The organism is Thermotoga profunda AZM34c06, assembly GCF_000828675.1.
Taxonomy (GTDB): Bacteria; Thermotogota; Thermotogae; order Thermotogales; family DSM-5069; genus Pseudothermotoga_B; species Pseudothermotoga_B profunda.
This window is the reverse complement of record NZ_AP014510.1, coordinates 415584-441973: the sequence shown is the minus strand read 5'-3', so window position 1 is coordinate 441973 and position 26390 is coordinate 415584. Positions and strand designations below refer to the sequence as shown.

Annotated in this window: 26 protein-coding genes; 11 read left to right on the top strand and 15 right to left on the bottom strand. The window is 39.0% G+C overall.

The genetic code is table 11. The features are described from left to right. Positions 1-24 precede the first annotated feature (24 nt). Positions 25-345, top strand: a complete 321-nt coding sequence (gene mscL / locus TSP02S_RS02090) for a large conductance mechanosensitive channel protein MscL (protein ID WP_070104613.1) — start codon at positions 25-27, stop codon at positions 343-345. Between the two features lie 4 nt (positions 346-349). Here the strand turns inward: mscL and TSP02S_RS02085 are convergent, their stop codons facing one another. The 9 genes from TSP02S_RS02085 to TSP02S_RS02045 form a co-directional block, all read right to left on the bottom strand. Beyond that, the gene (locus tag TSP02S_RS02085) at positions 350-1462 is read right to left on the bottom strand and encodes a hypothetical protein (RefSeq protein ID WP_232503744.1); all 1113 of its coding nucleotides are present in this window, start codon (positions 1460-1462) and stop codon (positions 350-352) included. A 166-nt stretch (positions 1463-1628) separates the two neighbouring features. Beyond that, on the bottom strand, positions 1629-2885 hold the full coding sequence (locus TSP02S_RS02080; RefSeq protein ID WP_041081514.1) for a glycerate kinase type-2 family protein: 1257 nt from the start codon (positions 2883-2885) through the stop codon (positions 1629-1631). Continuing rightward, the gene (locus TSP02S_RS02075; RefSeq protein ID WP_052465271.1) at positions 2875-3468 is read right to left on the bottom strand and encodes a hypothetical protein; all 594 of its coding nucleotides are present in this window, start codon (positions 3466-3468) and stop codon (positions 2875-2877) included. The genes TSP02S_RS02080 and TSP02S_RS02075 overlap by 11 nt, the downstream gene beginning before the upstream one ends. A 57-nt stretch (positions 3469-3525) precedes the next feature. Continuing rightward, entirely contained in the window at positions 3526-4488 is a 963-nt protein-coding gene (locus tag TSP02S_RS02070; RefSeq protein ID WP_041081512.1) for a TRAP transporter substrate-binding protein, read from the bottom strand. Positions 4489-4545: 57 nt separating this feature from the next. Then, complete coding sequence (locus TSP02S_RS02065; RefSeq protein ID WP_052465270.1) at positions 4546-5727, bottom strand: Gfo/Idh/MocA family protein; 1182 nt, start codon at positions 5725-5727, stop codon at positions 4546-4548. A gap of 11 nt (positions 5728-5738) precedes the next feature. Continuing rightward, positions 5739-6836 carry a M24 family metallopeptidase gene (locus TSP02S_RS02060; protein WP_041081510.1) on the bottom strand — a complete coding sequence of 366 codons (1098 nt, stop codon included), beginning with the start codon at positions 6834-6836 and terminating at the stop codon, positions 5739-5741. Next, positions 6833-8329, bottom strand: a complete 1497-nt coding sequence (locus TSP02S_RS02055; protein ID WP_041081509.1) for a tripartite tricarboxylate transporter permease — start codon at positions 8327-8329, stop codon at positions 6833-6835. Before TSP02S_RS02055 ends, TSP02S_RS02060 begins: the two co-directional genes overlap by 4 nt. 12 nt (positions 8330-8341) lie before the next feature. After that, complete coding sequence (locus TSP02S_RS02050) at positions 8342-8788, bottom strand: tripartite tricarboxylate transporter TctB family protein (RefSeq protein WP_041081508.1); 447 nt, start codon at positions 8786-8788, stop codon at positions 8342-8344. 52 nt (positions 8789-8840) lie between these two features. Beyond that, positions 8841-9809 (bottom strand): tripartite tricarboxylate transporter substrate binding protein, encoded by a 969-nt coding sequence (locus TSP02S_RS02045; RefSeq protein WP_041081506.1) that lies wholly within the window; start codon positions 9807-9809, stop codon positions 8841-8843. Positions 9810-10225: 416 nt separating this feature from the next. Here TSP02S_RS02045 and TSP02S_RS02040 point away from each other — a divergent pair, with 416 nt between their 5' ends. From TSP02S_RS02040 to amrB, 8 genes are read left to right on the top strand one after another with little or no spacing between them, the layout of a single operon-like run. Then, entirely contained in the window at positions 10226-11419 is a 1194-nt protein-coding gene (locus TSP02S_RS02040) for a type II secretion system F family protein (RefSeq protein WP_041081504.1), read from the top strand. A gap of 60 nt (positions 11420-11479) precedes the next feature. Beyond that, entirely contained in the window at positions 11480-11827 is a 348-nt protein-coding gene (locus TSP02S_RS02035) for a hypothetical protein (protein WP_171816303.1), read from the top strand. Between the two features lie 4 nt (positions 11828-11831). Continuing rightward, a complete protein-coding gene (locus tag TSP02S_RS02030; protein WP_041081500.1) occupies positions 11832-12818 on the top strand; it encodes a hypothetical protein in 987 nt (328 codons plus the stop codon). After that, a complete protein-coding gene (locus tag TSP02S_RS02025) occupies positions 12790-13368 on the top strand; it encodes a hypothetical protein (protein ID WP_041081498.1) in 579 nt (192 codons plus the stop codon). Before TSP02S_RS02030 ends, TSP02S_RS02025 begins: the two co-directional genes overlap by 29 nt. A gap of 2 nt (positions 13369-13370) precedes the next feature. Beyond that, positions 13371-13835 (top strand): hypothetical protein, encoded by a 465-nt coding sequence (locus tag TSP02S_RS02020; RefSeq protein WP_041081496.1) that lies wholly within the window; start codon positions 13371-13373, stop codon positions 13833-13835. Then, positions 13832-14302: a hypothetical protein gene (locus TSP02S_RS02015; RefSeq protein WP_041081495.1), complete on the top strand. Its 471-nt coding sequence runs from the start codon at positions 13832-13834 to the stop codon at positions 14300-14302. The genes TSP02S_RS02020 and TSP02S_RS02015 overlap by 4 nt, the downstream gene beginning before the upstream one ends. Positions 14303-14314: 12 nt before the next feature. Continuing rightward, on the top strand, positions 14315-17869 hold the full coding sequence (locus TSP02S_RS02010; protein ID WP_041081494.1) for a type II secretion system protein GspD: 3555 nt from the start codon (positions 14315-14317) through the stop codon (positions 17867-17869). Continuing rightward, complete coding sequence (amrB, locus tag TSP02S_RS02005; protein WP_041081493.1) at positions 17866-18705, top strand: AmmeMemoRadiSam system protein B; 840 nt, start codon at positions 17866-17868, stop codon at positions 18703-18705. The genes TSP02S_RS02010 and amrB overlap by 4 nt, the downstream gene beginning before the upstream one ends. Here the strand turns inward: amrB and murJ are convergent. The 6 genes from murJ to TSP02S_RS01975 are packed head-to-tail and all read right to left on the bottom strand — an operon-like array spanning position 18686 to position 25397. Beyond that, positions 18686-20128 (bottom strand): murein biosynthesis integral membrane protein MurJ, encoded by a 1443-nt coding sequence (gene murJ / locus TSP02S_RS02000; RefSeq protein ID WP_041081492.1) that lies wholly within the window; start codon positions 20126-20128, stop codon positions 18686-18688. The two genes, amrB and murJ, sit on opposite strands and share 20 nt — an antisense overlap. A 2-nt stretch (positions 20129-20130) precedes the next feature. Next, positions 20131-21324, bottom strand: coding sequence for a pyridoxal phosphate-dependent aminotransferase (locus TSP02S_RS01995; RefSeq protein ID WP_041081491.1), 1194 nt, complete (start codon positions 21322-21324; stop codon positions 20131-20133). After that, positions 21324-22469 (bottom strand): class I SAM-dependent rRNA methyltransferase, encoded by a 1146-nt coding sequence (locus TSP02S_RS01990; protein ID WP_082025867.1) that lies wholly within the window; start codon positions 22467-22469, stop codon positions 21324-21326. The genes TSP02S_RS01995 and TSP02S_RS01990 overlap by 1 nt, the downstream gene beginning before the upstream one ends. 13 nt (positions 22470-22482) lie before the next feature. Continuing rightward, complete coding sequence (locus tag TSP02S_RS01985) at positions 22483-23571, bottom strand: iron-containing alcohol dehydrogenase family protein (RefSeq protein ID WP_041081488.1); 1089 nt, start codon at positions 23569-23571, stop codon at positions 22483-22485. Between the two features lie 12 nt (positions 23572-23583). Next, positions 23584-24264, bottom strand: a complete 681-nt coding sequence (gene nfi / locus TSP02S_RS01980; protein ID WP_041081487.1) for an endonuclease V — start codon at positions 24262-24264, stop codon at positions 23584-23586. Further along, entirely contained in the window at positions 24264-25397 is a 1134-nt protein-coding gene (locus TSP02S_RS01975; protein ID WP_171816302.1) for an LCP family protein, read from the bottom strand. Before TSP02S_RS01975 ends, nfi begins: the two co-directional genes overlap by 1 nt. Before the next feature lie 123 nt (positions 25398-25520). Here TSP02S_RS01975 and TSP02S_RS01970 point away from each other — a divergent pair, with 123 nt between their 5' ends. Both TSP02S_RS01970 and TSP02S_RS01965 read left to right on the top strand, forming a co-directional pair. Next, positions 25521-25919: a hypothetical protein gene (locus TSP02S_RS01970; RefSeq protein ID WP_041081485.1), complete on the top strand. Its 399-nt coding sequence runs from the start codon at positions 25521-25523 to the stop codon at positions 25917-25919. Continuing rightward, positions 25913-26386 (top strand): restriction endonuclease, encoded by a 474-nt coding sequence (locus tag TSP02S_RS01965; protein WP_232503743.1) that lies wholly within the window; start codon positions 25913-25915, stop codon positions 26384-26386. The genes TSP02S_RS01970 and TSP02S_RS01965 overlap by 7 nt, the downstream gene beginning before the upstream one ends. Positions 26387-26390 lie beyond the last annotated feature (4 nt).

The window sequence follows — 26390 nt, the reverse complement described above, 5'->3', positions numbered from 1 at the left end:
TTCATATCTCAAGGGGGGAAGATCATGGGAAAAATGTTTAAAGAATTTGCAGCTTTTCTTAAACAGTACAATGTGATAGGCCTTGCAGTAGCCATCATCATCGGTGGAAAGCTAAATCAATTCGTCAGCTCTCTTGTGAATGATCTTCTAATGCCTTTGATTTTTCAACCGGCACTCAAAGCAGCAAATATCGAGTCAATAGAACAACTCCAATACAAAGCCATCTATTGGGGCAAGGTCATATCAGCAGGTATCGATTTTCTCATAGTCGCATTCGTTGTCTTTTTGATCATAAGAGCCATGACAAAGGTGTCGGAGGCTACAAAGAAAAAAGAAGGCAAATGAAAGGCTAATTCGAGAGTCCACCTAATTCATCAACTCTCAAAATGTAAATATCAAACCCACCAGAACCAGTCGAGGTGGTATCTCCTATCATTATGAAACCACCTGCTGGTACTGTGTTGATGCAATAGCCTACATCAAAACCTTTACCTCCATAAGTTTTTGACCACAATTTTTCTCCTTTATTATCGATTTTCATCAAATAGAAATCATCATACCCTGCTCCATAAGAATTGGTTGAGCCGAAGACTAAATAACCATCTGTCATCTCCAATACGCAACGTGCGACATCTGGCTTAGGTTCATGATAAATTCTTTCCCAAGACAATTTGCCTGCATTGTTTAATCTGACAACATAGAAATTTCTATTATACTGAGGCGACTCAGATGCCCCAACAGCTATGTATCCGCCATCTGTTGTTCTTTTTATGCGATAGATAAAATCTTCATATGGACCGCCACGATATTCTTCTTTTATCATTTCGCCATTCTCACTCAACCACAGAAAATACGCATCAAAACTACCCGATTTATTGGATTGACCAACAGCGAGATAACCATCCACTGTTTTCTCGACACTGAACAATCCTTCGCTACTTTCTGTGCCATAATTTTTCTCCCAGAAAGTCTTACCTTCTTCATCTATTTTTATGACATAAGCCTGGGACGATTTTCCTTCAAATGATCGGGTACTGCCAACAATTACAAAACCATTATCAATCGCCAGCGTTTGATACGCATAATCGTCTTCTGGACCACCATATGTCTTTTCCCACAATCTATTGCCATCTTCATCGATTTTCAAAATGTACACATCGCTTTTTCCAGCACCAAAGGATTTTGTCCAACCAGCGATCAAATAACCACCTCTTGCCTTAACTACGCAAAATGCAAAATCATCGGCTTGACCTCCAAAAGTCTTGTACCAGAGTTTGTTCCCGTGAATATCTATTTTCAAAACATAGACATCAAACCCACCAGCTCCATAGGAAAAAGTCGATCCAACGGCGAGAAATCCATCGTTTATAGTTAAAACATACCTGCCATAGTCGACATTATTTCCTCCAAAGGTCTTCTGCCACGTTTCAACACCAAAAATGGTTGTTATCCCAACAATCAAAAAAAGTAAGGTGAATAAAAACACCTTACAGAGAATAGATCTTAACTTGCTAAACAATGAACCCACCCCCTTGGTGGAAATCGTCTGTTTGTTTTACAAAATTTTTGCTCCGACAGATTAAAAAGTTATTAAAAAACGGTGAGATCTCCATATGGATATTTACTTCTCAATCGTCGATCAAAGCAACTATCAAATCATTGACATTTGTACCAGTTGGTCCGGTGATCAAAAGATCACCAACAGCCTTGAGTGCATTGTAAGAATCGTTGTTTAAAAGCATTTTCACAGGATCTATCCCGATAGATTTCATCTTTTTAAAAGTCGCACCATTCACTATTCCACCGGCTGCATCGGTAGGTCCATCTGTTCCATCTGTACCAACAGAACAAATGACAACATTCTCAAGTCCATCTATTTCAATAGCGGCAGATAGTACCAACTCTTGATTTCTACCACCTTTTCCTTTTCCTGTTACATGTACTACTGTTTCACCACCAAGTATCAACGCAGCTGGTTTAGAGATTGGTCTGTTGTTTTCAACAATCTCTTTTGCGATGGATGCTATGAATCTACCAGCTTCTTTCGCTTCACAAGAGAGTGTGGTTGTCAGAATAAATGTGTTATATCCAAGTTTTGATGCCACTTGACTTGCTTTTTCACACGCAATTTTTACACTTCCTACTATGTAGCTCTCGACATTTTCCAATTTTTTGGGAGTTTCCTCATTCAATTCTTTTAAAAGAGAATCATCAACTTTTATGTTGTATTTTTGAATTATTCTCAGAGCTTCTTCACTTGTACTTGAATCCGGCCAGGCTGGACCTGAGGCAATACTGTCCAATCTATCTCCCAAGACATCAGACAAGACCAGTGAGATTATCTTGGCTGGATGAACCTTCTGAGCAAATCTTCCGCCTTTTACGGATGATAAATGCTTTCTTATAGTATTTATTTCGATGATACTTGCACCACTTTTCAAAAGTTGCTCGGTCAGATCCTGGAGTTGTCGCAATGTAATATTGCCTTTTGGCTTTTCAAAAAGCGCTGAACCACCACCAGAAATCAAAAACAGAACCACATCTTTCTCTGTCAAATCACTCACAATTTGTAAAGCCCTTTCTGTAGCGATAATCGTGTTTTCATCTGGTACAGGATGACCTGCTTCGTAGATTTCAATGTCCTTTATTTCTCCTTGACTGTAGCCATACTTAGTGATAACTATTCCTTTTGATATCTTGTCTCCAAGAACTTCTTTCGCGCTCTTTGCCATCCTCCAAGCCGCTTTACCTATGGAAACAAGTACAACATCTGTTGAGATGTTCATACTTATCAGAGTTTTTTTAACTGATTGATCAGGTAAAACAGTTTCTATTGTCTCGTTTATTATTTTCATAGCATGTTCTCTGAGCCCATTACTTATCATGAATCAAACCTCGATGTATTTTGATCAAAAGTCTCCCTCCCAGATAAGCACCCAAAAGATTGAATATCAAATCAAACATGGTGTCTTCTAATCCTTTTTGTGCACCAAGTATAAAGAGTTTATCCGATATGAATTCTGATATCTCCCAGATAATCCCAGCAAAATTTGTAAGTAAGAAAGAAAGAAAAACAGCCCTCTTTTTCCTTGTTTCACCTTCCCAAAATTTGGAATCTGTCGACACGATAAAATAAAATAAAATCACTCCCAGCAACGAACCCATGAAATGTAATCCCTTGTCCCAAAATGGTATAAGATCATAGAAACCCAAAAATTGTCCAAACAATGAATGTATGATGATATGAACTCTAAAGAGTGTCTTCACACTTTGTGGAATTTGTTGATTCACTATTTTTTCGTGTAATTCAGGAGAGATACTACCAAGAAGGAAAACGACATAACCTATACTCTGAACGATCTTAAGCCGAAAGATTGAAAAAAACACAGGTATAAAAGAGAATACAATGAGTGACTTATCCAAAAATGATATAGAAGATCTTTCTGTCGTCTCTAAAGTATTTTTCACCCCTGTTCACCTATTTAAGATCATAACACAAAAAAGGCTGCCTTTCGGCAGCCTTTTTCATTGTGCAAGAACTTCAGTCCAAGTTGTGACAGGCCATGTGGTCTTGAACAGTTCTTCAATAGCTGGCTTTGCCATTTCTCTAATCTGTTGAAGCGTCGAAGAATCAAGCGTGATTACTTTCATGCCATTTTTCTCAAGTTCAGCTATGATGTTACTTTCATTATCTCTTATCTTTTGTGTAGCCCATGCACAAACCTCATCCATTATCGTTTTAACAAGTTGCTGATCTTCTTTAGATAACTTTTCATAGGTTGTCTTGTTCATAGTAACCCAGCCAACACCGCACAAATGGTTTGTCAAAGTGAGATACGACTGTACTTCATACAGCTTAAAAGATGAGATCTGAGTCAGATCTCCTTCAGATGCTTCTGCCCTGCCCTCTTTGAGTGCTTGATAGAGTTCTGTCAAAGGCACAGTCACGGGCTTTGCTCCGATTGCTTCCCATATTTTCACCCAGGTTGGTACAACAGGTAGTCTGAGCTTAATATCCTTCAAATCTTGGAGGCTGTAGATGGGTTTGTTCGAAGTGAATTGCCTGTAACCACGATAAACAGTTCCAAGACAGATCATATTGCCTTTTTCTGCTACTTGTGCTTTTGCTTTTTCGCCCAAAGGTCCATTCCATACTCTCAAGAAGTGCTCGTAGTCTTTGATGATAAATGGTGCATTGACAAAGAAATACTGTGGTGCGAATACCTCGACAGGTCGTCCACCGGTAAATTGTAAATCAACAATACCCTGAGCACACTGGTTATTCACATCTTCTTCTGAGGCTTGACCGATAATTAATTCAACACTGATTCGACCATTGCTCTGAACCTCGATTTTGTTTTTGAACAATTCCATGGCATCAGCTAAAACATGACCTTTTTGAAATGGTGTGGAAGCCTTGAGAGTGATCTGTGCACTGAAAGCCACTACCGATAAAAGTAGCACCAAGACAAAGATAGATCTTTTCATCTTCAATCCCTCCTACCCAAAAAATTCCCCCAAGATACACCCCACACGGTTTGAGGGTTAATCGATTTCCACCTTCTTTTGTAGCTCGGCAGAAACATAAGCGGCATAGATCACCTGAACAGTTTGTTTGGCAAGATCAAAATCAGATACAGGATCTCTATCTTCAAGTAAAGCCAGTGCAAAATCTTTCATTTCTTGTGGATAACCCCTTGTCCAAAATTCATCTGCCGATGGAAAACTGTAACCTGCTTTGGTCTCAAGTTTTTCACAAATGTACTCATCTCTCCAAGTACCGTCAACAGGTGCAAAGGCAATCATTGAATCATTTGGAGTCATATTGGCAACAACCACACCGTTTGACATGTAAATTTCCATTTTATTCTTCACGCCACCAAGACTCAGATCTGTTGAAAAAACCGTTGCCTTAGAACCATCTTCAAAATCAATGATCGCCACAGACCAATCCTCAACATCTTCCCAACCCGTTGCTACAAAACAGGGGCGATCTTTCAAAACTTCCATTTTCGTCAAAGACGCTATCTGGGCTGTCACTGCAACAGGTTTTAATGGTTTTCCATATCGCGTAAGTCCTTCAAAGTGCTTCATATGTATCGCAGCACCTATCGGATGAGAACCGAGCCTCATCAAACTCCCCCCACCCGATGTTCTCCATCTCCTTGAATAGGATGCCTGTGAACCAGAGTGACTACACTCGGCCCTCAATTCAAAAACAACTCCATTTGAAACTTTGATCATTTTCTTCATCTTCTCGATCGCAGGTGCATACACCCAGTTTTCTGCATACATGAACTTGATACCTGAATCTCTTATTTTTTTCTCGAGTGCAGTTATCTTGTTGAGGACCTTTTGATACATCTCTGTCTTTGGTACCTCAACCCCCACCCTCTCCAACTCAGGACGATCCTCTCCATAATAACCAAGCAAAGGCTTCTCACATATGACATGTTTCCTGTTCTCACACGCACAAAAAATCACTACTTCGTGCAAATTTGTGGGAGTACATATATCAACAACATCTACTTGATCACTTTTGCATAGCTGTTCAAAATTATCAAATACCAATGGCACTCCATATTCAGCAGCAAATCTTTCTGCATTTTCTCTTCTCGATGCACAGACACCAACAACCTCGACATGAGGGTAATTCTCTCTAAAGGCAGCCATGTGAATCTTTGCGATAAAACCAACTCCAACCATTCCAACGCGAACCTTTTTCACAGTGATACCTCCTACAGAACAAGAATGTCTGGGCGAATGAATTTTGTTTTGTTGATTTCGATTTCTATTTTGGGGAACACAAATGGTTTTGTTATCATGACCGGTCCAGACTCAGTTGCTATGAAGCCGTCTTCTGATTTTGTGCCGCTTATCGTTGGATTCCAGCAGAATGCCTGATTTTTCCTTATGATTTCTTCACAATCAGGTGTGACTCTTATATCTCTTGCATAATAACCCATTGATCCGCCTTGATGATGTAACTTCCATTCATCAGGATAACCTCGTCTTTTGTACTCCTCTATGGCTGCAAGAACGGGAACATTCATTTTTTCACCGACTTTTGTTTTTTCAATCATCACACATTCAATCTCAACATTCTGTCTATACTGTTTGAGAAAACTATCTGGGATCTTGCCAAAATACACCATGCGAGTTACAGTTGTTATCAAACCTTTGTATCGCGCATTTACAGAAACCATCACAGATTTTTCTATCTTTTTCATTGTGGGAATAGGATGTCGATACAACCTGGCTCTTTCATCCGCCGCCACCATAAAACCTGTTGGATCAATTCTGTACTTCCACAGTTCTGCACTTATTCTCCCGGCAATCTCTGCTTCTACATCACCTGGTTTTGTAAAAAGTAAAACACTCTCGAGAGATTTTGAGAGCTTTTCACCAAGATACAGATATCTTTCAATCTCAGCTTCAGTTAACTCATATCTCAGTTTGTTCAAATCAGATTCTACATAACGAAAACCCGCTACAAGAAAGTCAGAACCAACTTCTCCATCAACGATCTTTTTTACCAACTCGATCTCCTTGTTTTCAAACCACTCATAATCAATAATCTCGAATCCAAGTTCTCCTACTTCTTCGTCTCTCATCCTCGGTGCTTCTATGCGATTTGCTATCACATAGCACCTGCTTTTGGTAATCAATACAGAAGCAACTCCCATTTCTGTAGCTATACCAACCATGTTCAATCCACCGGCAGTTATCCAAGAAAAATTCGGTTGTTTCTTGATGAGAATTCCAGAAAGATTGTGTTGATCCATGAATTTTCTAATCCTCTCAAATTTCACATTTACCTCTTCTTGCCGATTCATGCATTGGCAGCTCCTTTCTTTTTTGAAGCCCTATAAGATCCTAATAAACTGATAGTCACAGATATGATTGCAAGTACTAACAAACCAAGAGATATTGGTCGCTTGAATAGAATTGTCCAGTCGTTTTTTGATACCAAAAGTGCCCGATTCAAATTCTGTTCTGCCTCAGGACCAAGGATCATCCCAAGTACAAGGGGTGGAAGTGGAAAATCACCCTTTCGCATCAGATAGCCAATGACACCGAAGATAAGTGCAACCGCAACATCGTGAATGTTGTTTCTCAGCGAGAAGGACCCAACTATACAAAGCACAAGAACAATCGGCATGAGTACGCGATCCGATATCTTCAAGATATTTGGTGCAATTAAAATTGAAGCAAAGCCAACGATCAACATCAAAAATTGCACAATAAACCATCCTGCAAAGAGCGTGTAGATCATATCGGGATTATGAGCAAACATCATTGGACCTGGTCGAACACCTATGAGTATAAGCGCTCCAAGCATCACCGCTGTGACGGCATCACCAGGTATACTCAAGGCCAACATCGGCACCATTGCGCCACCTGTTACTGCGTTGTTTGCTGTTTCACACACAGCCACACCCTCAAGTGCTCCCTGACCAAATTTCTCTTTATTTTTAGACCACCTTCGCAGCTCATTATAAGCAAGAAACGTCGCAATCGTCCCACCTGTACCTGGTATCACCCCTATTATTGTGCCTATGACAACACCAAAACAAATTGGAATCAGAATCGATCGAAATTCACTCCAGTTCAGCCATATTCCAGAAATATTCTTTGTAACTTGCTCGATTTGCTGTTTTTTCTCCAGTCTTTGAATGACTTCAGAAACGGCAAAAACACCTATAAGAACTGGTAAAAATTCAAAGCCGCTTTCAAGTTGTGGGATTCCCAAGGTTAAACGTTCTGTCCCTCTGATATTGTCTATACCTATCATCGCAAGCAACAAGCCAATGAGACCCGAAATGGCTCCCTTCAATAAACTCTTACCCGAAACACTCGCTATGATAGTCAAACCGAAAACAGCCAACGAAAAATATTCCGCAGGTCCAAATTTAAGAGCCATCTTCGCCAAAAATGGTGCCAGTAAAACCATACAGACACCGCTTGCAATTCCACCAATAAAAGATCCTATCAATGCGGCGCTCAGAGCCTTCCCAGCTTTACCCTGTTGAGCCAAAGGAAATCCATCTAACGCTGTTGCTGCTGCAGAAGGTGTACCAGGTGTTCGTAGTAAAATTGCAGATATTGACCCACCAAACATCGATGCACAATACATGCCTACAAGCATCAAAAGCGCAATCTTTGGGCCAAGATAATATGTGAAAGGTAAAAGAAGGATTATACCCATCGAAGAAGTCACACCGGGTAAAGCACCAACTATGATTCCGCCGACAACCCCTAAGAGTATTAACATAAAATTCGATGGCTGCAAAGCTATCTTTATTCCATCAATCCAGTAACTCAACATCATATGCACCCCTTAGAGAGAAAAATCAGGTAGAGGAACAAGAAAAACTCTCGAGAAAATATAATAAACAACAACTGTCGTACCAATACTCAGTAAGATATTCACATAGATTTTTTTCATTCCAAAAATGTACGCCGTTCCAAATACGAAAAAAGGTGTTAGGTATAAGAAACCAATCTTATTTAGTAACCACACATATACGATGAACACCACAATAAGTGCGACGAATTTTTTTATGAAACCAAAATCGATTTCTTTCTTAGAAGAACTCTTTGACAAAAAACTTTTCAAAACAAGCGCCACACCGCAAATCATCATCGCAATCGTGATAAGTCTTGGAAAATCCGCAGGACTCAATCCCAATTTAGCAGGCTTTATCTTCAGAGTACTGATGTAGAATACCAACCCCAAAATGACTATCAACAAACCATTAACAAGATCAGACTTCTTGACTGCCATCTTTCTCCTCCAAAACCTCCGCCCATAAAAGGGCGGAGGAAGTTTAAATTTCTCACTGGCCGTACTTTTCACCGAGTTTTTTGGATTTCATGAGATTTTCCCAGAACTGGCTTTGCTGTCTTGCAAAATTTTGGAATGTTGCAGAGTCCATGTAAGCCAAGACACTACCAAGTTCTTTAGCTTTTGCGAGAAACTCAGGGTCATTCATACACTTGTAGAAGATATCGTGAAGTGCCTTGATGGTTTCTAATGGTGTTCCCCTTTGTACTGCAACACCACGCCACATACCAAGTCTGAAGTCATAACTTTGTTCTAATGCCGTAGGTGCATCTGGGAAGATACTGAGTCTTGATGGTCCCATAACTGCGAGAACTCTCAAATCACCATTTTGAACATTCGACATTCCTTCTGGAGCCGCCGCCATCACACAATCAACATGTCCACCGAGAAGTGCTGTAACTGCTGGACCTCCTCCACTGTGTGGAACATGTATGAATTTGACACCAACAAATTCTTCAAATGCCACCGCGACAAGATGGTTACCTCCACCGGCACCACCATTACCCATGGTGATCGTCTCGGGATTTTTCCGGGCTGCCTCGACAAGATCACTAAGTGTTTTGTATGGTGAATCAGCCCTCACCAATATATAACTTGGATCGTTGACGATATTGATTACTGTGACAAAATCATCAATGGTGAATTTGACTTCGCTCCAGTGAATCTTTGTGACAATAGGCGTTGCGAAAGAAAGTAGCGTGTACCCATCTGGCTTTGCCTTCAAAAATTCCATGACACCTGTCACCGCACCGGCACCAGGTATGTTGTTCACTACAAGTGGCTGACCATTCGCGTATTTTGGAAAAACCGAAGCAATGGCTCGGAAGATCAAATCAGTTGCTCCACCAGCAGACCATGGGACAATGATCGTCACGGGTTTTGTTGGAAAATCCGCAGCCAATCCCATAAATGGAACTATCAAGGCGATCAAAAGAACTAATGCGAAGAACCTGTTTTTCATTTACCACACCTCCCCATTAAAAATAATTTTTTCTTTCTAATGTTTATTGTACCATCTGTAAAAGAATTTTATCCAACCAATGTTTCACATCCGCAACCTTGGTGCGGTTTGTATTACATTATAATTGCTTAAATGTAACGATAGCATCACTTTGTAACTTATATCTCACAAAAGAAGAAAAACGAGAACAAAGTGTCCTAAAGAACCACAGTAGTCAAAAATTAGAGAGTATCATCAAAAAACATCGACATATCAGATTGAAAAATCATATAGATTAAATGATATAAAATATAATAGATTTACGAGAGCAAAACTATGTCTCACATAAATTCATTTACCAAAATCTTAGGAAAGCTATTTTGTAACGATTTCCAAATTTTACAAAGTGGTATACTCTATGACAAGAGGGTGGATAAGTGGCCTTTTACAAATACATTGCCGTTGACAGAACAGGTAAGAAAGTCAAAGGTGTTTTAGAAGCTGACAGCGAGTCACAACTCATAGATCTACTGAAGAAAAGACAATATGCAGTCTTAAGTGTTGAACAAACAGGTTCAAGAAAAGAACACGCGTTTTTTGGTATATCACTTGCCGAATTGGTGATTTTTTCAAGGCAACTTTCAACTATGGTGAGTGCAGGAGTGAGAATCAAAGACGCACTGGCAATTTTATCAAACCAGGTAGTTTTTTCGAGTAGATTTCGTAAGACCATAAATCACCTTGTTGTTTCATTGGAAGCTGGTTCGACCTTTTCTGAAGCCTTGAGAAACGAGAAAGTCTTTGATTCGATCTTCATAAACCTGGTTTCTGCGGGAGAAGAAGGTGGTGTACTCGATAAATCACTCGAAAAGGCTGCTGATTTTTATGAGTCCTCCAAACGTTTACAAGATGAAGTTAAATCTGCCATGGCTTATCCAATATTTGTCTTGGTGTTTGCAATAGGTGTGATATTCATCATATCGTTTTATATACTGCCGAGATTGATAAGTGCCTTTGGAAGTATACCGACTTCTGGCATCATAAGTTTTCTCATGAATGTAAACAAATTTTTGAGCAATCATTGGCTTGGCTCATTGATCGCAGCTATCTTTGTGGTCATTGGGCTTGTGATCTTTATGAAAACCAGATTCTCAGCTTATGTGAAGGAGTTTTTCTCTACTCTATTTCCACCAGCTGCTAAACTGCGAAATATGATGGGTATCGAACGCTTCTGTAGGACTCTCTCTGTGCTGACAGGCAGCGGTGTTTTACTGACAAAGGCTGTTGAAATGGCTGCTGCAGCTTCTAACAGTCCACGGGTTATAAAGAGAAGTAAACAAGTAAGTGAAAGAGTTAAAGAAGGCGCGAGTTTGAGACAGGCAATGATAGAAGCAGGGATCTTTCCACAAATTGTTTATGAATTGGTTGGTACAGGAGAAGAAACGGGAAAGCTCGAAGAAGTATTGGCAAAGGTTGCAGATTTTTATGAAGATCAAGTTAGAGTAGGCGTGAAGAAACTGGTGTCTCTGATCGAACCAATGTTAATCGCAGGAGTAGGTGGATTCATAGCCTTTATGGCTTTTACAATGTACAGTACCATCTTTCAATTGCAGCAAACGATAGGAAGGTGAAGATGTCTGTCGTTAGAGTTACTGTTCAAAGTTCTTATAATGCTTGGCTTTGTATGTTGTATGATCTACAGTTTCTCTTGGATAGACAAGATACGAAATGAAATTCAACCATATTACATCAAATGTACTATCTACAAAGCCTTAGAATGGGTTGATGGCGAGATACCAGGGACGGTAACGGTTGGACAACACGAAAAAGATTTGAGAATCAGAGCAGTTACAATTGGAAATGGCAGACAACCAAAGACAATAATTATGGAAATAGACAGTGGAGTCAAGGTAAGAGGAAAGGATAATCTGGCAATATTGATTTCGCCAAATAGTGTCTTAAGAGCTGGAACGATCGAAGCAGTCGATTGGACTATCACATTTCCACCTGTTGTAACAAAGATCAATATAAAGAGGTGATTAAATGCAAATATTTCATAAAATGATTACAGCAATAGATATAACCAGTCGATATGTATCACTCGCAAGAGGTAGAAAGTCGAGAGGTATTCTCACCCTAATACAAGATTTTTATAAGGATCTCAAGAAAGATGAAAATCCATCTGAGTTGCTCAAAGAGTTCTCTCATAAGATCCGACCAGATATCGAAGATATAGTGACTGTAAATTTTCCCAATGAGAACTTGTTGTTCTATACTATCGATGTACCATCTGGTCTTAAACCCCAAGAAGATAAAGATTATGCACGAACCGAGGTTTCAAGACTTTTGAATCTACCAGCCAATGAAATTGTTGTAGAATCAATTAGAAATACATTGAATAAGATGCTTATTGTGGTATCAAGACAAAGGGATATAAACCAAGTTGTATCCACAATAGCTCAGGCAGGTTTCTTGGAACCAGATGTTGTTTTACCAGACTTGTTCAAGTATTTTGAGTTGATCGATTTACCAACCACTTCCACATCTGTTTTATTATTATTCACACCTGAATACGGTGCAGTCGTGATATTCATAGCAAAGATTCCCGTAGCAATTAGGACCTTTGCCTACTCAACTTGGGAACTAATGGATATTCTTGTGGAAGAAACTGGTATCACCCAGGAAGATATACATAAGAAAGTAGATGCACTAAGCACATCAAATATCGCATCTTTGACAAGTTCACTTCTCACCGATTTACCTTATACAGTGGAACGAGAGATAATATTTTTGTTGAATACTGTTTTGCCCAACACTTCAATAAGGGATGTATCTAATTTTTACGTTCTGTGTGATCCACCAGCGTTGATCGAGTTTTACGTCAGAGTATTCAATCAATTTGAATCATTCCAAGGTAAAGTTCAAGGTACCAAATTTTCTGTAAAATGTAATGAAGTGGGGATTGGTGTGCTTGGGCTTTTGGTGAGAGGTGGTGCTGAATTTGGAAAAAATAAACTTGTACAGGCATAAGAAACAGGTTCTAAAGCTATCATCTTTTTTCATACTGTTAGCGGCGCTCCTTGCTCCAGTCTTTGCAGTGAGATTCACAAGTGAATTTTACAAAAAATCTGTCATAGATTCTCTGAAAGCCGAGCACAGTTATGTGTTGCAAAAATACAAAATTGAGTTGAAGGTCTCTGGATTGAAAGATCAGTTACAAAACGTGATTAGCCAGAATCAAACTCTCTACAATATGAGTAAGAGATTACAGGAGAGAATAGATTTGCTCGAAACGCATATGCTCGATTATTCAAACAGCAGTGCTCATATAAAAGAAATACTGAACCTTTGGAATAAAGAGCAAAAAGACTGGATGATGCTTTCACAAATGAACTTCGATGGACAGTTGTTGTTTACAATTTATGAATTGTACCAACCTGATACTCAGTCAACGATAGAAAAACTCGCTCAAAAATTGATCGATCTTGGTTACAAAGTGGATAAATTAGTAGAATACAATACACCGATGAGCTTTTTGTCAATGCAACTCACAAAGGTTACCGTTCAAGGTAGGCGATGATCATGCCGCGCAAAGTCGGTATTTTGTTGGCTATTTTGATCTTCGTAGCTCTCGCAGCTTATTTCGATGTCTATGATTATCTCAGATTCAACACTTTTGCCGAGAAAATAGATGCCGAACTTGTGAGACTTCTTGAATACGATAAGAATGTCACGGCAAAAAAAGATTATGTTGATCAGCTCGAAAAAACAATAGAGCCAAGGATAAAACTCAACCAGATCAAAGATCTTGTACAGAAATTGGGATTGGACTTCACGGCTCAGAAAGATGGAACGTATGTCATCCAAGGAGAGAGTTCATCTCAAGACTTTTCAGATATACTCTACAAAATTCTCAACTCGGCGAATGTGAGCATCAAATCACTGACAGTCACAAACAATCTGAAAGTGCCAGTAGAGGTTCTTGGCATCACCGAAAAAGGTTCTGTGACTTTCAAGATCGTTTTTACGGGTGTGATGATCGAATGAATAGAAGAATTGTCCTTTTGCTGATATTGTTAATCGGTGTATGGGGCATAGCTATCTATTTTCTGTTTTTCTATGGAAAGACAGTAAAGCCTGTCACGGTTGCTCAGACAAACCAGCAAATCCCACCACTTAGGAAGAGATTGGGACCTGACGATTTGAAGAACATATCAGAAAAATTCCAGCAAACTGTGCAAAACATAAATCCGTTTGAACCTTTTTTACTCAAATTCGATAAAGAAAAATTGAATGCAGATATGCTCTCATCAATTGAACCTTTGTCTGGTTACAAATTTGTGGGTTATGCGAGGGGTGAAACTGAGAGATTTGTCTTGCTTAGTACAGGAGGGCAGGCCTTCAAAAAATCACCAGATGATGTGCTCGATGGCAGATATCTGATCTTGCACGTAACGAGTTTTGCTGTAGCGATTCTCGATTTACAAACGGGAAATTTATTAACGATAAGATGAGGGGGGACATCTATGAAGAAAACCCTTGCATTAATCCTGGTGCTGCTCATAGCAATCGCATACGGAGCACAGATTACAAGTATCGGCCCAAGTTTTCAAGATGGGCAGGTGATTTTTCGCATCGATACCGATGCAAGCCTTACCAAAGATAACATCTTTGTTGAGAAAAATGCTGCCGGTTCTCTTGTTTCGATACATCTCAAGAATGTGAACTTGGCAAATTCCCCTTTCTTTTTACCAGTTGCCTATGGGCCTGTTGATTCACTCAGAGCTATTGGTACATACCAAGGTTCATTGGTTCTATTTCAATTGCTGATACCAAGAGAACCATCAATAGAGATCGCTGGAAAAACACTGAAGGTGGCATTTAAAGGCTCTGATAAACGCATAGATCTTGCTCTAACTGAAGGAAGCAATCTTGAAACTGCTGTGAAGTTTCTTTCCGAAGAACTCAATTTGAACGTTGTTTTATCTGACACGGTAAAAACTGCCAAATTGGCTTTAAAACTTTCAAACATAACACCTGAAGAAGCTTTGAGAAATTTACTTTTGACCATTAAAATAGGTACAGAACCGCTGGCTTATAGTTATATGCCTGATGGTACACTTCACATAGGAACGAAAAAAGAAATCTCACAGAGATTTGCCCAATTCTGGGGTATCTACGAAGTCAGTGAAGATATCGTTCAAAAGATAGAAAAAATCCTTTCTCCAACGACGATCATGACCTACCTTCCTAACAAAGCTCTGTTGTTCGTGTATGGTGACATCTACGAGCAAGAACTCATCTCCAAAATTCTTTCTGTTGCTCCCCCTTCTGTGACAAGAGAAATAACTGTTTCTGTTCCAGTAGAAGATGTCTCAAGACTCCTCACTTCACTGAAGAATGTCTACACCTTTGAATTCAATTTGCTCGAAGGCCTTGATAAATTTATAATCACAGGAGACTCAAAAACAGTTCAAACTGTCGTGAACTATATCATGCAATTGGAAGAAAGGTTTAAAAAGACAAAAATAGAGTTACCTACCGATCAAGCCACAAAGACAACAGAAACTCAAACTCAATCAAAGCAGCTCAAAGTGATCTATCCACAGGAAGCATCGAGAATATTGGAAAATATAGGACTTCAAGTGATAGAACTACCTTTTGGCGTTTTGGAAATCAAGGGTTCAGAGATTCAATTACAACTTGCAGAAGCAGTTCTACGCGACTTAGGTTTCACAGAGCAAATTCAGGTAGAACCACTCAATATTCCAAAACCCATCCAGGAAAAAGTCATCTCGGCTCTCAGCACAGTTTTTGGTGTCCCAATATCGAGGTTTGTTGATCTGCAGGATGGCTTGTTTATAATAGCTCCGTTAGAGATAAGAAATGCCATCAGAAGTATTGCATCTGAATTGACTCGTTTTTATTACACACTAAAACAATCCGAAGTCTTCTTTTTGAATGACGAACAGACCGCAACACAGGTATCACAAATATTGAATCAAATATATGGAATAGAGAGTATTACAGTTCAAAACATCCTAAAGGTCACAGGATCAGAAGAAGATCTGAACAAAACCAAAACCTTCTTAAAGACTTTTGTCAAAGATAGGCTTATAAGGACTGTGAATGTTGCATTCGATGATCAGACTTACACTGAAGTTAAAACCTTGATTGAGAGTACATTTGATGTTCGAATTGAAGCAAATCTGAAATCCCTCAGAAGAGTTATAATCAGCTCTTATAACCAGGAAAATCTACAAAAAGCCATCGAGGAGCTACAAAAAATTTATTCATTAATCACACCAATCGTTCCTCAGAAAGTAGTGAAGCTTATACCAATAGTGCAAAAATTGAGTTTTGAAGATGCAAAGTTGATGCTTTCAAAACTCTATGAAATCGAGCTTGAAAAGACAGAACTATTCTACATAATCACAGGTACAGAAGAGAAGATAAGAGAAGCAAGTGATTTCTTGGAAGGAATCAGAAAATCCCTTCAAGAAGAAGAAACATACACTATAGTCCGTGTCCCGGAAGATTTTGCATTAAAAGACATATCAGACATATTGAGCAAGATAGCACAGATAAATATCTATACAGCAGATCAGATAATGATATTACACGGTGAAAAAAAGGCAATAGAAAAAGCACAGATTTTGTTGGACGAGATTCAATCTGTTCTACCCAAGATAAAACCAGAAGAATCAAAGCCGGAATTAGTAGCAAGAGTCCTTGAGTACAAAGAAGAAATCCCCGTTGATGAATTTCAGAGTTTTCTACAATCAATCGGTAATACGGTGAAGATAAGTGCATATCCAAAACTTGGTATCATCGTGATTTCAGGTCCATCTTTAGATGTTGAAAAAGCAATCTTAGAGTATGAAAAATTCTCTGAAAAATTAAAACAAAAGGCAGAAATACTGAAGGCAGAAACTCAACCTATTCAGGTGAGAAAAAACAGCGACGGTACAGTATCAATAGTTTGTGATGACAAATCTTTGAAAGAAGTGATAACTGCTGTTGCTCAAACATTAGAAGTATCTTTGATATTTGTGAGTACACCATCTGAAAACATAACAATGAATGTTTCCTCAATGAACTGGGAACAGTTCAAAAAATTAATTCAAGAGCAGTATGGTTATTCGTTCGTTGAAACAGATAGTGCTACAGTCTTCATAAAACCAAAAGTTGAAGTAGTCGTCGATCGAACTTTAGAGCAAAAATTCATTTACAACTTACCTCATAACCTTGATAAAGTTAAATCCATGGTCGAATTTTATGGTGGCAAAGTTTACGTGGACGATCTGAAAGATTTGATCATCATAACTGGTTTGAACGCTGAGGCAAAGGAACGCGTTGAACAATTGATGGTAGATATCTCAAAACCTTTGAAACAAGTGGAGATCGAGGCGCGGTTGATAGACAGATCTTTGCTTGACAGTCTTGAAAGATCATTCTCTTTTGGATTCAGTTTGGCTGGAACAGATACAAGCGTCAGTCTAACCGATGGAACACTCAATATCACGACAAACGTCATAAACATGTTCGATTATCAACAACTACTATCACTCATACCAAAAGCCAGTCTCTCTGTAAATGCCAATTTGAGCGACTCAAACACCTTGAACAGCTTGCTTGCAAGTCCAAGAATTGTAACAAGTAGTGGACAAGAAGCAAGGATATTGATTGGAGACAGAATACCATATCAAACAGTTGATGCAGAAGGTAATGTTACTGTGAATTTCTTAGATACTGGTATTGAGCTTAAGATAACTCCATATGTGCGAATGGATAATACTATTGAACTTTCTGTTTTTACCAAGGTGAGTAAAGCGACCTATTATCCAAATATAGATATACCCGGTGAGAGCACACGCGAAGCACAGACAAAAGTAATCATTAAGAATGGAGATACATTAGTAATCGGTGGTTTGATCAGAGAAACGGATGAACAAACTCATTCAAAGGTACCCATTCTTGGAGATCTACCTTTCATCGGACAGTTGTTCAGAACGAAGACCGACGAAAAAGATAAACGTGAATTGATAATCTTCATAACAGCAAAGGTGATTGAACAATGAAAAGATCTCCTGTGGTAGCTGGCAGTTTTTATCCCGGATCAGTTGCCAGATTGAAATCGAATATCGAAGAGTGCTTTTTATCACCACTCGGTCCTGGCTATATCCCAGATAAAAGTGTTAAATCACTTGAGAAAAATCTGGCGATAATTGTACCGCATGCAGGCTATATCTACAGTGGACCAGTTGCGGCACATGCCTATGCCGAGGCCGCAAAATTTGGAAAGCCAGAACTCGTAGTCCTGGTTGGTCCCAACCACACTGGTTTTGGCTCACAGGTGGGTGTTTGGGACCAAGGTGAATGGTTGACTCCGTTCGGATCTTTGGAAATCTCTACAGATGCGGCACAAAAATTCTTGAAAAACTGTGATGAAGCTCTCGTAGATTATGAAGCACATATGAACGAACACTCACTTGAAGTACAATTACCATTTTTACAATATTTGTTTGGAGAATTCAAAATACTTCCTATCTCTGTTTTTCCAATATTCATAAATGTCTGTCAAAAAATAGCGACTGGCTTGGACGAAATCGCCAGACAATATCCATCAACTCTGTTTGTGTTTTCTACGGATCTCAATCACTATGAAAGTGCCGAAATAACAAAAAGAAAAGATGAAATGGCAATAGAAAAGATAGCTGAAAAGGATCCACTTGGTCTTTACACAGTTGTCGCAAAACACAAAATCACTATGTGCGGGCTTTCATCAATCGCGGCTTTGTTGTTCATGAAACATTTTGACAAGCCAAAACTGTTGAAACACGCAACAAGCGGTGATGTCACAAAAGACACAGCACAGGTAGTTGGTTATGCGAGTTTTATCTGCGAACCAGCTTGAAAAGCTCTCTGAGTTCTGGGACTTTAAGTAATCTACACATTAACATGTAAACAGCTATGCCAAACAGAACAAGTAAAATGGTGAAAAGACGCGAATTACTGTAAGTCGATGCGATTAATATGGTACAAACCATTACAATAGAGGCAAGGGTTATCTTTAGCAAATGAAGTGTATCGAACTTTGGTTTTACTTTATAGACAAGATACATCATACCACAAAAGCCTGCAATGGACGTTGCCAGTGCTATCCCAGCCACACCAATGGTCAAACCCAGCGTGAAATCCAAGATACCATTGACAATGAATGAAACGAGTGTTGCTTTAAATGGTGTTTTCATATCTTTTCTTGCATGGCAGGCTCGCGAAAGAACAGCCATGATCGAATAAAGAGGCAGACCGATCGAATAATAAAAAAGAACGATGCTGGTTCTGAGTGTGTCTTGGTATGTGAAAGCACCATGCTGATAAACAAGAATGATGAGTCTTTTGCTCAAAATCATCAAACCTAACATGGATGGGACAGTCAAGAATAAAGATAGTTTAACTGAATCAAAGAGATGCTTTTCGAATTTCTCTGACTCATTCACCATCATAGGTAAGACCACAGTTGCCATGGCGACTCCAAAAACACCAAAAGGCAACTGATAGAATCTATTAGCATATTGCATAGCCGAAACATTGCCTGGTCCAAGTAAAGAAGCGACATTCACATCAATCAAAACATTGAATTCCGAGACAGTCATCGCCAAGAGTGCAGGAAAGAAAAGCTTTAAAAATTCTTGAATACCCGCAAAGCTCGGTTTATATTTAAAACCAACTCTTTTTGATGCAGGTACCAAAGAAATGAACATGAAAAGCCCACCAAGTGTAAAACCCAAAGTGGGACCAATTATCTTAGTATTAAAGATATCGGCAGACAATGTCCCTAAGATCACACCAATGTTCATCAATGTTGGTGAAAGTGCTGGTATAAAGAAGATATTATAGGAATTTTGAATGGCATATAAAACAGCCCACAAAAAGATGAAAACTATAAAAGGCATACTTATTCTTGCAAGTAATAATACCAAGACTCTGGTCTGTTCATTGGCGCCACCCGACAACAAAGTAGGAACAATCCCAGGAAAGATCTCAACTAAAACAGTCAATGAAACAGTCACAATCCCAAGTACTGTGATAACAGAAGAAGCAAATTCATTACTTTTATTCTTTTCATTGTACAGTGGCACAAACGCCGAAGTCATGGCACCTTCGGCAAAAGCCCGGCGAAGCAAAAATGGGAAGGAAATCGCAATCACATAAGCATCAAATTCTATACCTGCACCGAATTTATGTGCAAGCAACACATCTCTCAACAGACCAGTTACTCGAGAGATCAAAGTAGCTATGGCAAAAAGAGTACCATACTTCAACATCTGTGTCATTTTTATCTCTTTTCTGAGTATGCTTTTAAACCAAGAGACAATATTCTAACGGCATCACGTAACTTTTCTTGATCAAGTACATAGGCGATTCTGATTTCGTTCAATCCCGCATTAGGTGTTGCATAGAAACCATCAAGTGGTGACACCATCGTTGTCTTGCCATCAACTTCAAAATCAGCCAACATGAATTTGACGAACTTTTCAGAATTGTCTATGGGAAGTTTCACAGAGACATAGAAGGCTCCATGTGGTTTTTTGAAGACTGCTCCTTCTATCTTTTTGAGTTCTTCATAGACGGCGTCCCTTCTATTTTCATACTCTTTTTTGATTTGCTCGATGTAATCATTATCGAGTTTCAAAAGTCCAATCGCTGCATACTGTGATGTCATGGCCGGACACAATCTCGCTTGAGCAAATTTCAATGCCGCTTGGTAAAATTCCCTGTTCTTTGTCAAGAATGTACCAATTCTTGCACCGCACACACTATATCTCTTGGAGATACTGTCTACAATAATTGTTTTATCAATAATCTTGTCAAAAGTCATCATCGATATCGCTTTGTATCCATCAAAGGCAAACTCTCTGTAAACCTCATCAGAGATCACACACAGATTTTTTTCGAATGCCACATCTGCTATAGTTCTAAGTTGTTGCTCATCATAAACCGCTCCTGTTGGGTTACATGGATTGGAAAAGATAATGGCTTTTGTCTTTGGTCCTATTTTTTCAAGAAATGCTCCCTTTTTGGGGACAGAATATCCATCTTCTGGGTAGGTCCTCACAGGAACTAATTTAACACCAAGTTGTGCCGCAAAACCAGCATAATTGGCATAAAATGGTTCAAGTACCAATATCTCATCATCTGGATCTGCAACAACGGCCATGGCAAATAACACAGCCTCACTTCCTCCATTTGTAACGATGATCTCAGAGGAAGATACATGTATATCGAATTTTTCGTAATACTTTGTGAAGGCTTCACGGAGTTCCAAAAGACCCGCTGAATGAGTGTATGCAACAACCTTTGGTTTATACATTTCTGCATACTCAAAATAAATACTCGGTGTAGGGATATCGGGTTGTCCAATGTTCAGATAATAAATCTTTTTACCTTTTTTTGCGGCCTCCTCTGCGAACGGTATCAGTCTCCTTATAGGACTTGCTGGAGCCTGCTGTGCCCTGTTGGAAATATTCATCATGCTCGCCTCCAAATTTGCATTATGTAAAATTTCAAATATCTTGTTTCAGGTACATCGAGTAGAACCGGGTGATCGGCCGGTTGAGACCCTCTATAGAGTATACATGCCTGAACTTTACAATCTTCGGCGGAATCCTGTAAAACTTGCTCAAAATCCTGCTCTGATAGAACCTGTGTACAACATGAAGAGACTAAAATTCCCGGTTTTCTCAACAATTTCATTGCCCGGAGATTTATCTCTTTATGTCCGCGTTGAGCTGATATTCTTGAACTTGCAGATTTTGCAAAAGAAGGTGGATCAAGTACGATTAAATCATATTTCTCCTGTGAAGATTCTTGCTTGAGCCAATCAAAGGCATTTTCTTTGATCAATTCGTATTTTCCATCGAAGCCATTTAATTTCAATAATTGTTCCGCGATTTGCAAAGAACGTTCTGAATAATCGATCAACTTCACATGCTTTGCACCGTATTTCAATAGATGTAAAGAAAAGTTACCAGTATAAGAAAAGACATCCAAGCACGCCTTATCTTTCGCATATGGTAAAACAGCTCTTGCATTGAATCTCTGGTCCAGAAAGGTCCCAGTCTTTTGCCCTTTCAGATCTGCAGCAAGTGTTAAATCTTCAGAGCGATAGAATATCACCTCTGGTCCTGTACCATAAAGCCATTCACATATTTGACCCAATCCTTCTTTTGATCTCACAGAAGAATCAGATTTTTCATAGACACCGGTAACATTTAGTTTCTTCACAAGAGTTCTTACAACCAGATCTTTTAATTTATCCATGCCAAGGGTGTTAATCTGAATAACTATATACGAATCGTACTTATCAACGATCAAACCAGCAAGCCAGTCTGACTCGCTGTAAATCAATCGGCAAGCTTGCTCAGATCTGAGTATGTATTCTCGCCTTTTAATAGCCTGATCGATTCTTTCTTCAATAATCTGCTGAGCTGTCTTTGGCTGAGTCGTTAAAAGACGAATTGTTATCTTTGATTTTGTATTTATATATCCACGTCCAAAGAATTTCCCATCTTGAAGAAAAACATCTACAATCTGACCTTCTTCAAACTCTCCATCTATCTTCGATATCTCAGTTGAATATATCCACGGATGATAATTTCTCTTGATCTTGTTCAAAACAACGCGTGCACTAATTTGACCTCATCCTTTCATACAGTTTTTTTATACTTGACTCATCAAATGAGCCACGAGTCCATTGCATGTGTTTGGCGGTTAAAGCCCTTTTAACCCATCCTTCGAGTTCTTCGTCATCTATTCGCAATTTAATCTGTAAACCAGATGCTGTTATGAAATCTCTTATGTCACCAAAAATCTCCTTTACCACATTCACTTTTTGAGGTACTTCACTCTGCGCACCTTGGACAACTGCATCAAGAAATGCTGCTGTCGCATCACCATGTCTAATTCCTTTGAAGGTGCTCAAAGGATATCCAAGTACATGTGCAAGAGTTGTACTCGTTTGACTTATCACCATACCCGCCAAGCAAGACGCAAAGGACATGGCCGTTCTTGCCTCAAGATCGTTTTGATTTTGAAGCACCCTTGGTAGATTTTCTTTTATCATTTTCATCGCTTCAACTGCGTACAAGTCGGATATCGGAGTGGATCTTTTTGAGAGAAAGCCTTCCACTGCATGACACAGCGCATCAAGGCCCGTCGATCTTGTCAAAGAAACGCTCATACTCACAGTGTACAAAGGATCTATCAAAGCAATTATTGGAAAAATTACATCATGTGCAAATCCTCTTTTGAAACCTGTATCGTCTGTCAAAACTGAGTACTGGGTTACTTCACTCCCCGTTCCCGACGTTGTTGGAATGGCTATTATGGGAAGTGATGAGTCATATTTTGTGGCATCGTATAAGTCTTCTACAGATAATGATTTGTTTTTAAGCAAAACAGCTATCGCCTTTGCCGAATCAAGTGGACTGCCTCCTCCTACACCTATGACAAAGTCAAAATCATGGATTCTACACTCTTTCACCGCTTGACGAATATGCTCAAATGTTGGATTTTCGTCTATTTTGTCGTAGATGTAATATTCAATAGATAAAGATCTAAGAGCATCTTCGACATCTCTCAAGGACCCATTTATTCTGGACGAAGTCTTACCTGTTATAATGAGAGTTTTTTTCCCGAATTTTTTGAATATTTCTTTGTTTTTCTCAATCACCTTTTGTGAAAATAAAATCTTCGTTGGCATAAAATATTGCCACATCTTTGACACCTCCTAAAATGAAAGTTTATCACTTTTAGATTTCCATCTCTGAGAAACTATGTGCGCAATTCTGGTTGGTTCAGGCAATCTGTATGATGTACAACATTTCAGTACAAGATCGATCGATGATTTGAGATCACTCATATGACCCGGCGATACAAACAAAGGTTTGGAATCGTTTTTGGTCCTTAGAACAGCCCCAATGATCTCGCCGCTATCGTCGTACAGATATTCATAATCTCCTTTTTTATTTCCAGGTTCTTGATACTTACCATAAAGATGAGATTTTGCAACACCTATCGTGGGAAGTTCCAAGAAAAGTCCCATATGTGCTGCTATACCCATATGTCTGGGATGAGCTATTCCCTGACCATCAAACATAATCACATCTGGTTTTGATTTCAACTTTTCCCATGCTTTGAGAAAAACAGGACCTTCCCTGAAGGCGAGCAATCCAGGAATGTATGGAAATGAAACTGGCGAACTTTCTGTGACACACTCGATTGTTTTCATCGTTTTGACATCGATCACTACTATCACGGCATATCCCTGATCAAATTTTGGAAAAGACAGATCTACACCAGCTACTAAATCGATATTTTCCAATGGTACCTGTTTAAGCAACTGCCTTAACTTCAGCTGTTGTTCCTTGGCTTGCTGTGGTGTCAAATCCCATGAATGAAGTTGTCTCATTACTTAGTCACCATCACAACTGCATCGTATGGAAATGCTGGATAGATTCTGTTTTCAGACATCTTTTTAACAATAGATAGATACTGTACAAATACGTCTTGATCCGAGGAGAGTTTGAAAACAAAATCGTAGTTAGGATACACCTTTTTTATGAGCGACTTTATCTCTTCTTGTTTTGCTTTATTGAGTATTATAACCGTGTCCCTATTCAAATTTATTCCCACATCTTCCCACACAATTTGATTTGGCAAAACACCTGCTTTTTGATTCCAAAGATCTTGAGATCGTACGAGAAATCCCCTTGACTTATCCGAAGAACAATTGAGTAAAAGAACCTTTGGCATCGATTTAGTCTCAGGTACATTCAGGGACATAAGAACATTCTTATAATCGGCAAGTTTCTGTGGGTCAGCAACTACATCACCATCTTTATTAATCACATAAGGAAACGATACAAAGCCGATACTCATACTTTTTTTCAGTTTCAGGAAAAGGTATATCAATTCACCTATATCAATGTTCATAGAAACATTCTTTCGAACACTCGAGAATATAGATGCAATCTGAAAAACATCAAGATTTCTTGCCTTTTCAACAAGCTTTATGAGCACTTCTTTTTGCCTTTCTATCCTCGCAAGATCACCCATTGCTTCCCGACGATATCTTATGTAGGCAAGTAATTCGTCTCCCTTCATCTGGTAAATCCCCGGTTGAAAATCGATGTAAAGATTCTGAACTGTATCGGAGTATTTCATGGGTTCTTTTATTTGTATCTCAATAGGACCAAGTTTGTCACCAAGATACTTGAAGACCTCATAATTCACAATTGCATATCCATCAAAATCAAGGTTCAACAACTGCTTCAGTGTTTCTTGAAGACCATCCATGCCAGATCTTTCATACAATGAATTTATCTTGTTCTTCCCAACCAATAAATCCCTTGGAACATTGCTTATCAAAACCTTTCCACGTTGATGATCAACCAACAAAATCATAATCGCATCAGTTCTAACTGTTTTTTCTATGACAGCATCTGTCCCCACAACAAGCAAACAATACGGATTTTTCTCCACCTTTTTGTAAAGCATCTCCAGCAATATCTTGCTCGGCACTAAAAAACTGAGTATGAGCATGGTGATGCCGATAAAAATAGCTGAAAACAAAATAATTAGTGTAACCTTTCGCAGTTTTTGCACCTCCAATGGAATTTTACCATTCAAAGTTGTACAATGTGTATTGGTAATGGAGTGATACAATTGTTTTTATTGAAACTGACCATCTTCGTAATACTGAGTTGGGTACTTATAAAAATCGCAAATAGATCCCTGAAAAGCCAAAAAACACTAAAGGCACGAGTACAAAGATCGCTTCAAGAAGCAGGTTGGGTTTGTTTAGAACACACCTATTACGGCAAGAGCTGGATAGCTACTTATAAGAAACTGTTGCAAAGACAAATAGTTCTTGTCAACGAAGATCAATTGACATTCGATGATTTGAGAAAGGTTGTAATCATGGCGCTTTTGTCAAACGTGTATCATATTGAAATATACTACTATCAAACCACTCCTCATGCAAGGAAGGCACTTCACATGCTTTCGAAGTCGCGCAAGTCTCATGGAATAAAATTGACCACGCGGGAGCTTGCAAAATGCTGATCGTACTTTTAGTGACATTTGTTTTGTCAATTGCACTTTATTTAATTTTCAAAAGAAGATCACCAAAATTATCAGAATTGAGAAAGAAATGGGAACGTGGGTTCAAAGATGGGTGGAGTTTTGAGCAGTTCATGGCAGATCTTTTCACAAGCCTTGGGTATCGGGCTGCAGCGACCAAGGGATCTCATGACTTTGGAGTCGATTTGATAGTCAAAAACGGCAAAGCTACTTATGTATTCCAGGCAAAATATTACAGCAACTCAATATCACCAAAAGCACTTGAAGAGGTACTCATGGCTGCTACATTGTATGGAATCGACAGAATTGGAATCGTTACTAACGCTGAGATACCACAATCGGTGAGAGATCTTGCCCAAGAAATCTGTAGAAAAACCTTCATCAAAAAAGTTGTTTTGATCAGTAAATCGGAGATAGAAAAGATGCTCAGAGGAGAAAAACTTATCTGAGGAG

Bases quoted from the DNA above. Each gene is read 5' to 3' on its own strand.
- TSP02S_RS02070 (WP_041081512.1), bottom strand. From the start codon at position 4,488: ATGAAAAGATCTATCTTTGTCTTGGTGCTACTTTTATCGGTAGTGGCT.
- amrB (WP_041081493.1), top strand. From the start codon at position 17,866: ATGAAAAGATCTCCTGTGGTAGCTGGCAGTTTTTATCCCGGATCAGTT.
- TSP02S_RS02015 (WP_041081495.1), top strand. From the start codon at position 13,832: ATGAATAGAAGAATTGTCCTTTTGCTGATATTGTTAATCGGTGTATGG.
- TSP02S_RS01975 (WP_171816302.1), bottom strand. From the start codon at position 25,397: ATGCTCATACTCAGTTTTTTAGTGCCGAGCAAGATATTGCTGGAGATG.
- TSP02S_RS02045 (WP_041081506.1), bottom strand. From the start codon at position 9,809: ATGAAAAACAGGTTCTTCGCATTAGTTCTTTTGATCGCCTTGATAGTT.
- mscL (WP_070104613.1), top strand. From the start codon at position 25: ATGGGAAAAATGTTTAAAGAATTTGCAGCTTTTCTTAAACAGTACAAT.
- TSP02S_RS02010 (WP_041081494.1), top strand. From the start codon at position 14,315: ATGAAGAAAACCCTTGCATTAATCCTGGTGCTGCTCATAGCAATCGCA.
- TSP02S_RS02060 (WP_041081510.1), bottom strand. From the start codon at position 6,836: ATGAATCGGCAAGAAGAGGTAAATGTGAAATTTGAGAGGATTAGAAAA.
- TSP02S_RS02035 (WP_171816303.1), top strand. From the start codon at position 11,480: ATGATCTACAGTTTCTCTTGGATAGACAAGATACGAAATGAAATTCAA.
- TSP02S_RS02020 (WP_041081496.1), top strand. From the start codon at position 13,371: ATGCCGCGCAAAGTCGGTATTTTGTTGGCTATTTTGATCTTCGTAGCT.
- TSP02S_RS02050 (WP_041081508.1), bottom strand. From the start codon at position 8,788: ATGGCAGTCAAGAAGTCTGATCTTGTTAATGGTTTGTTGATAGTCATT.
- TSP02S_RS02055 (WP_041081509.1), bottom strand. From the start codon at position 8,329: ATGTTGAGTTACTGGATTGATGGAATAAAGATAGCTTTGCAGCCATCG.
- TSP02S_RS02030 (WP_041081500.1), top strand. From the start codon at position 11,832: ATGCAAATATTTCATAAAATGATTACAGCAATAGATATAACCAGTCGA.
- TSP02S_RS02080 (WP_041081514.1), bottom strand. From the start codon at position 2,885: ATGATAAGTAATGGGCTCAGAGAACATGCTATGAAAATAATAAACGAG.
- TSP02S_RS01995 (WP_041081491.1), bottom strand. From the start codon at position 21,324: ATGAATATTTCCAACAGGGCACAGCAGGCTCCAGCAAGTCCTATAAGG.
- murJ (WP_041081492.1), bottom strand. From the start codon at position 20,128: ATGACACAGATGTTGAAGTATGGTACTCTTTTTGCCATAGCTACTTTG.
- nfi (WP_041081487.1), bottom strand. From the start codon at position 24,264: ATGAGACAACTTCATTCATGGGATTTGACACCACAGCAAGCCAAGGAA.
- TSP02S_RS01965 (WP_232503743.1), top strand. From the start codon at position 25,913: ATGCTGATCGTACTTTTAGTGACATTTGTTTTGTCAATTGCACTTTAT.
- TSP02S_RS01985 (WP_041081488.1), bottom strand. From the start codon at position 23,571: ATGTGGCAATATTTTATGCCAACGAAGATTTTATTTTCACAAAAGGTG.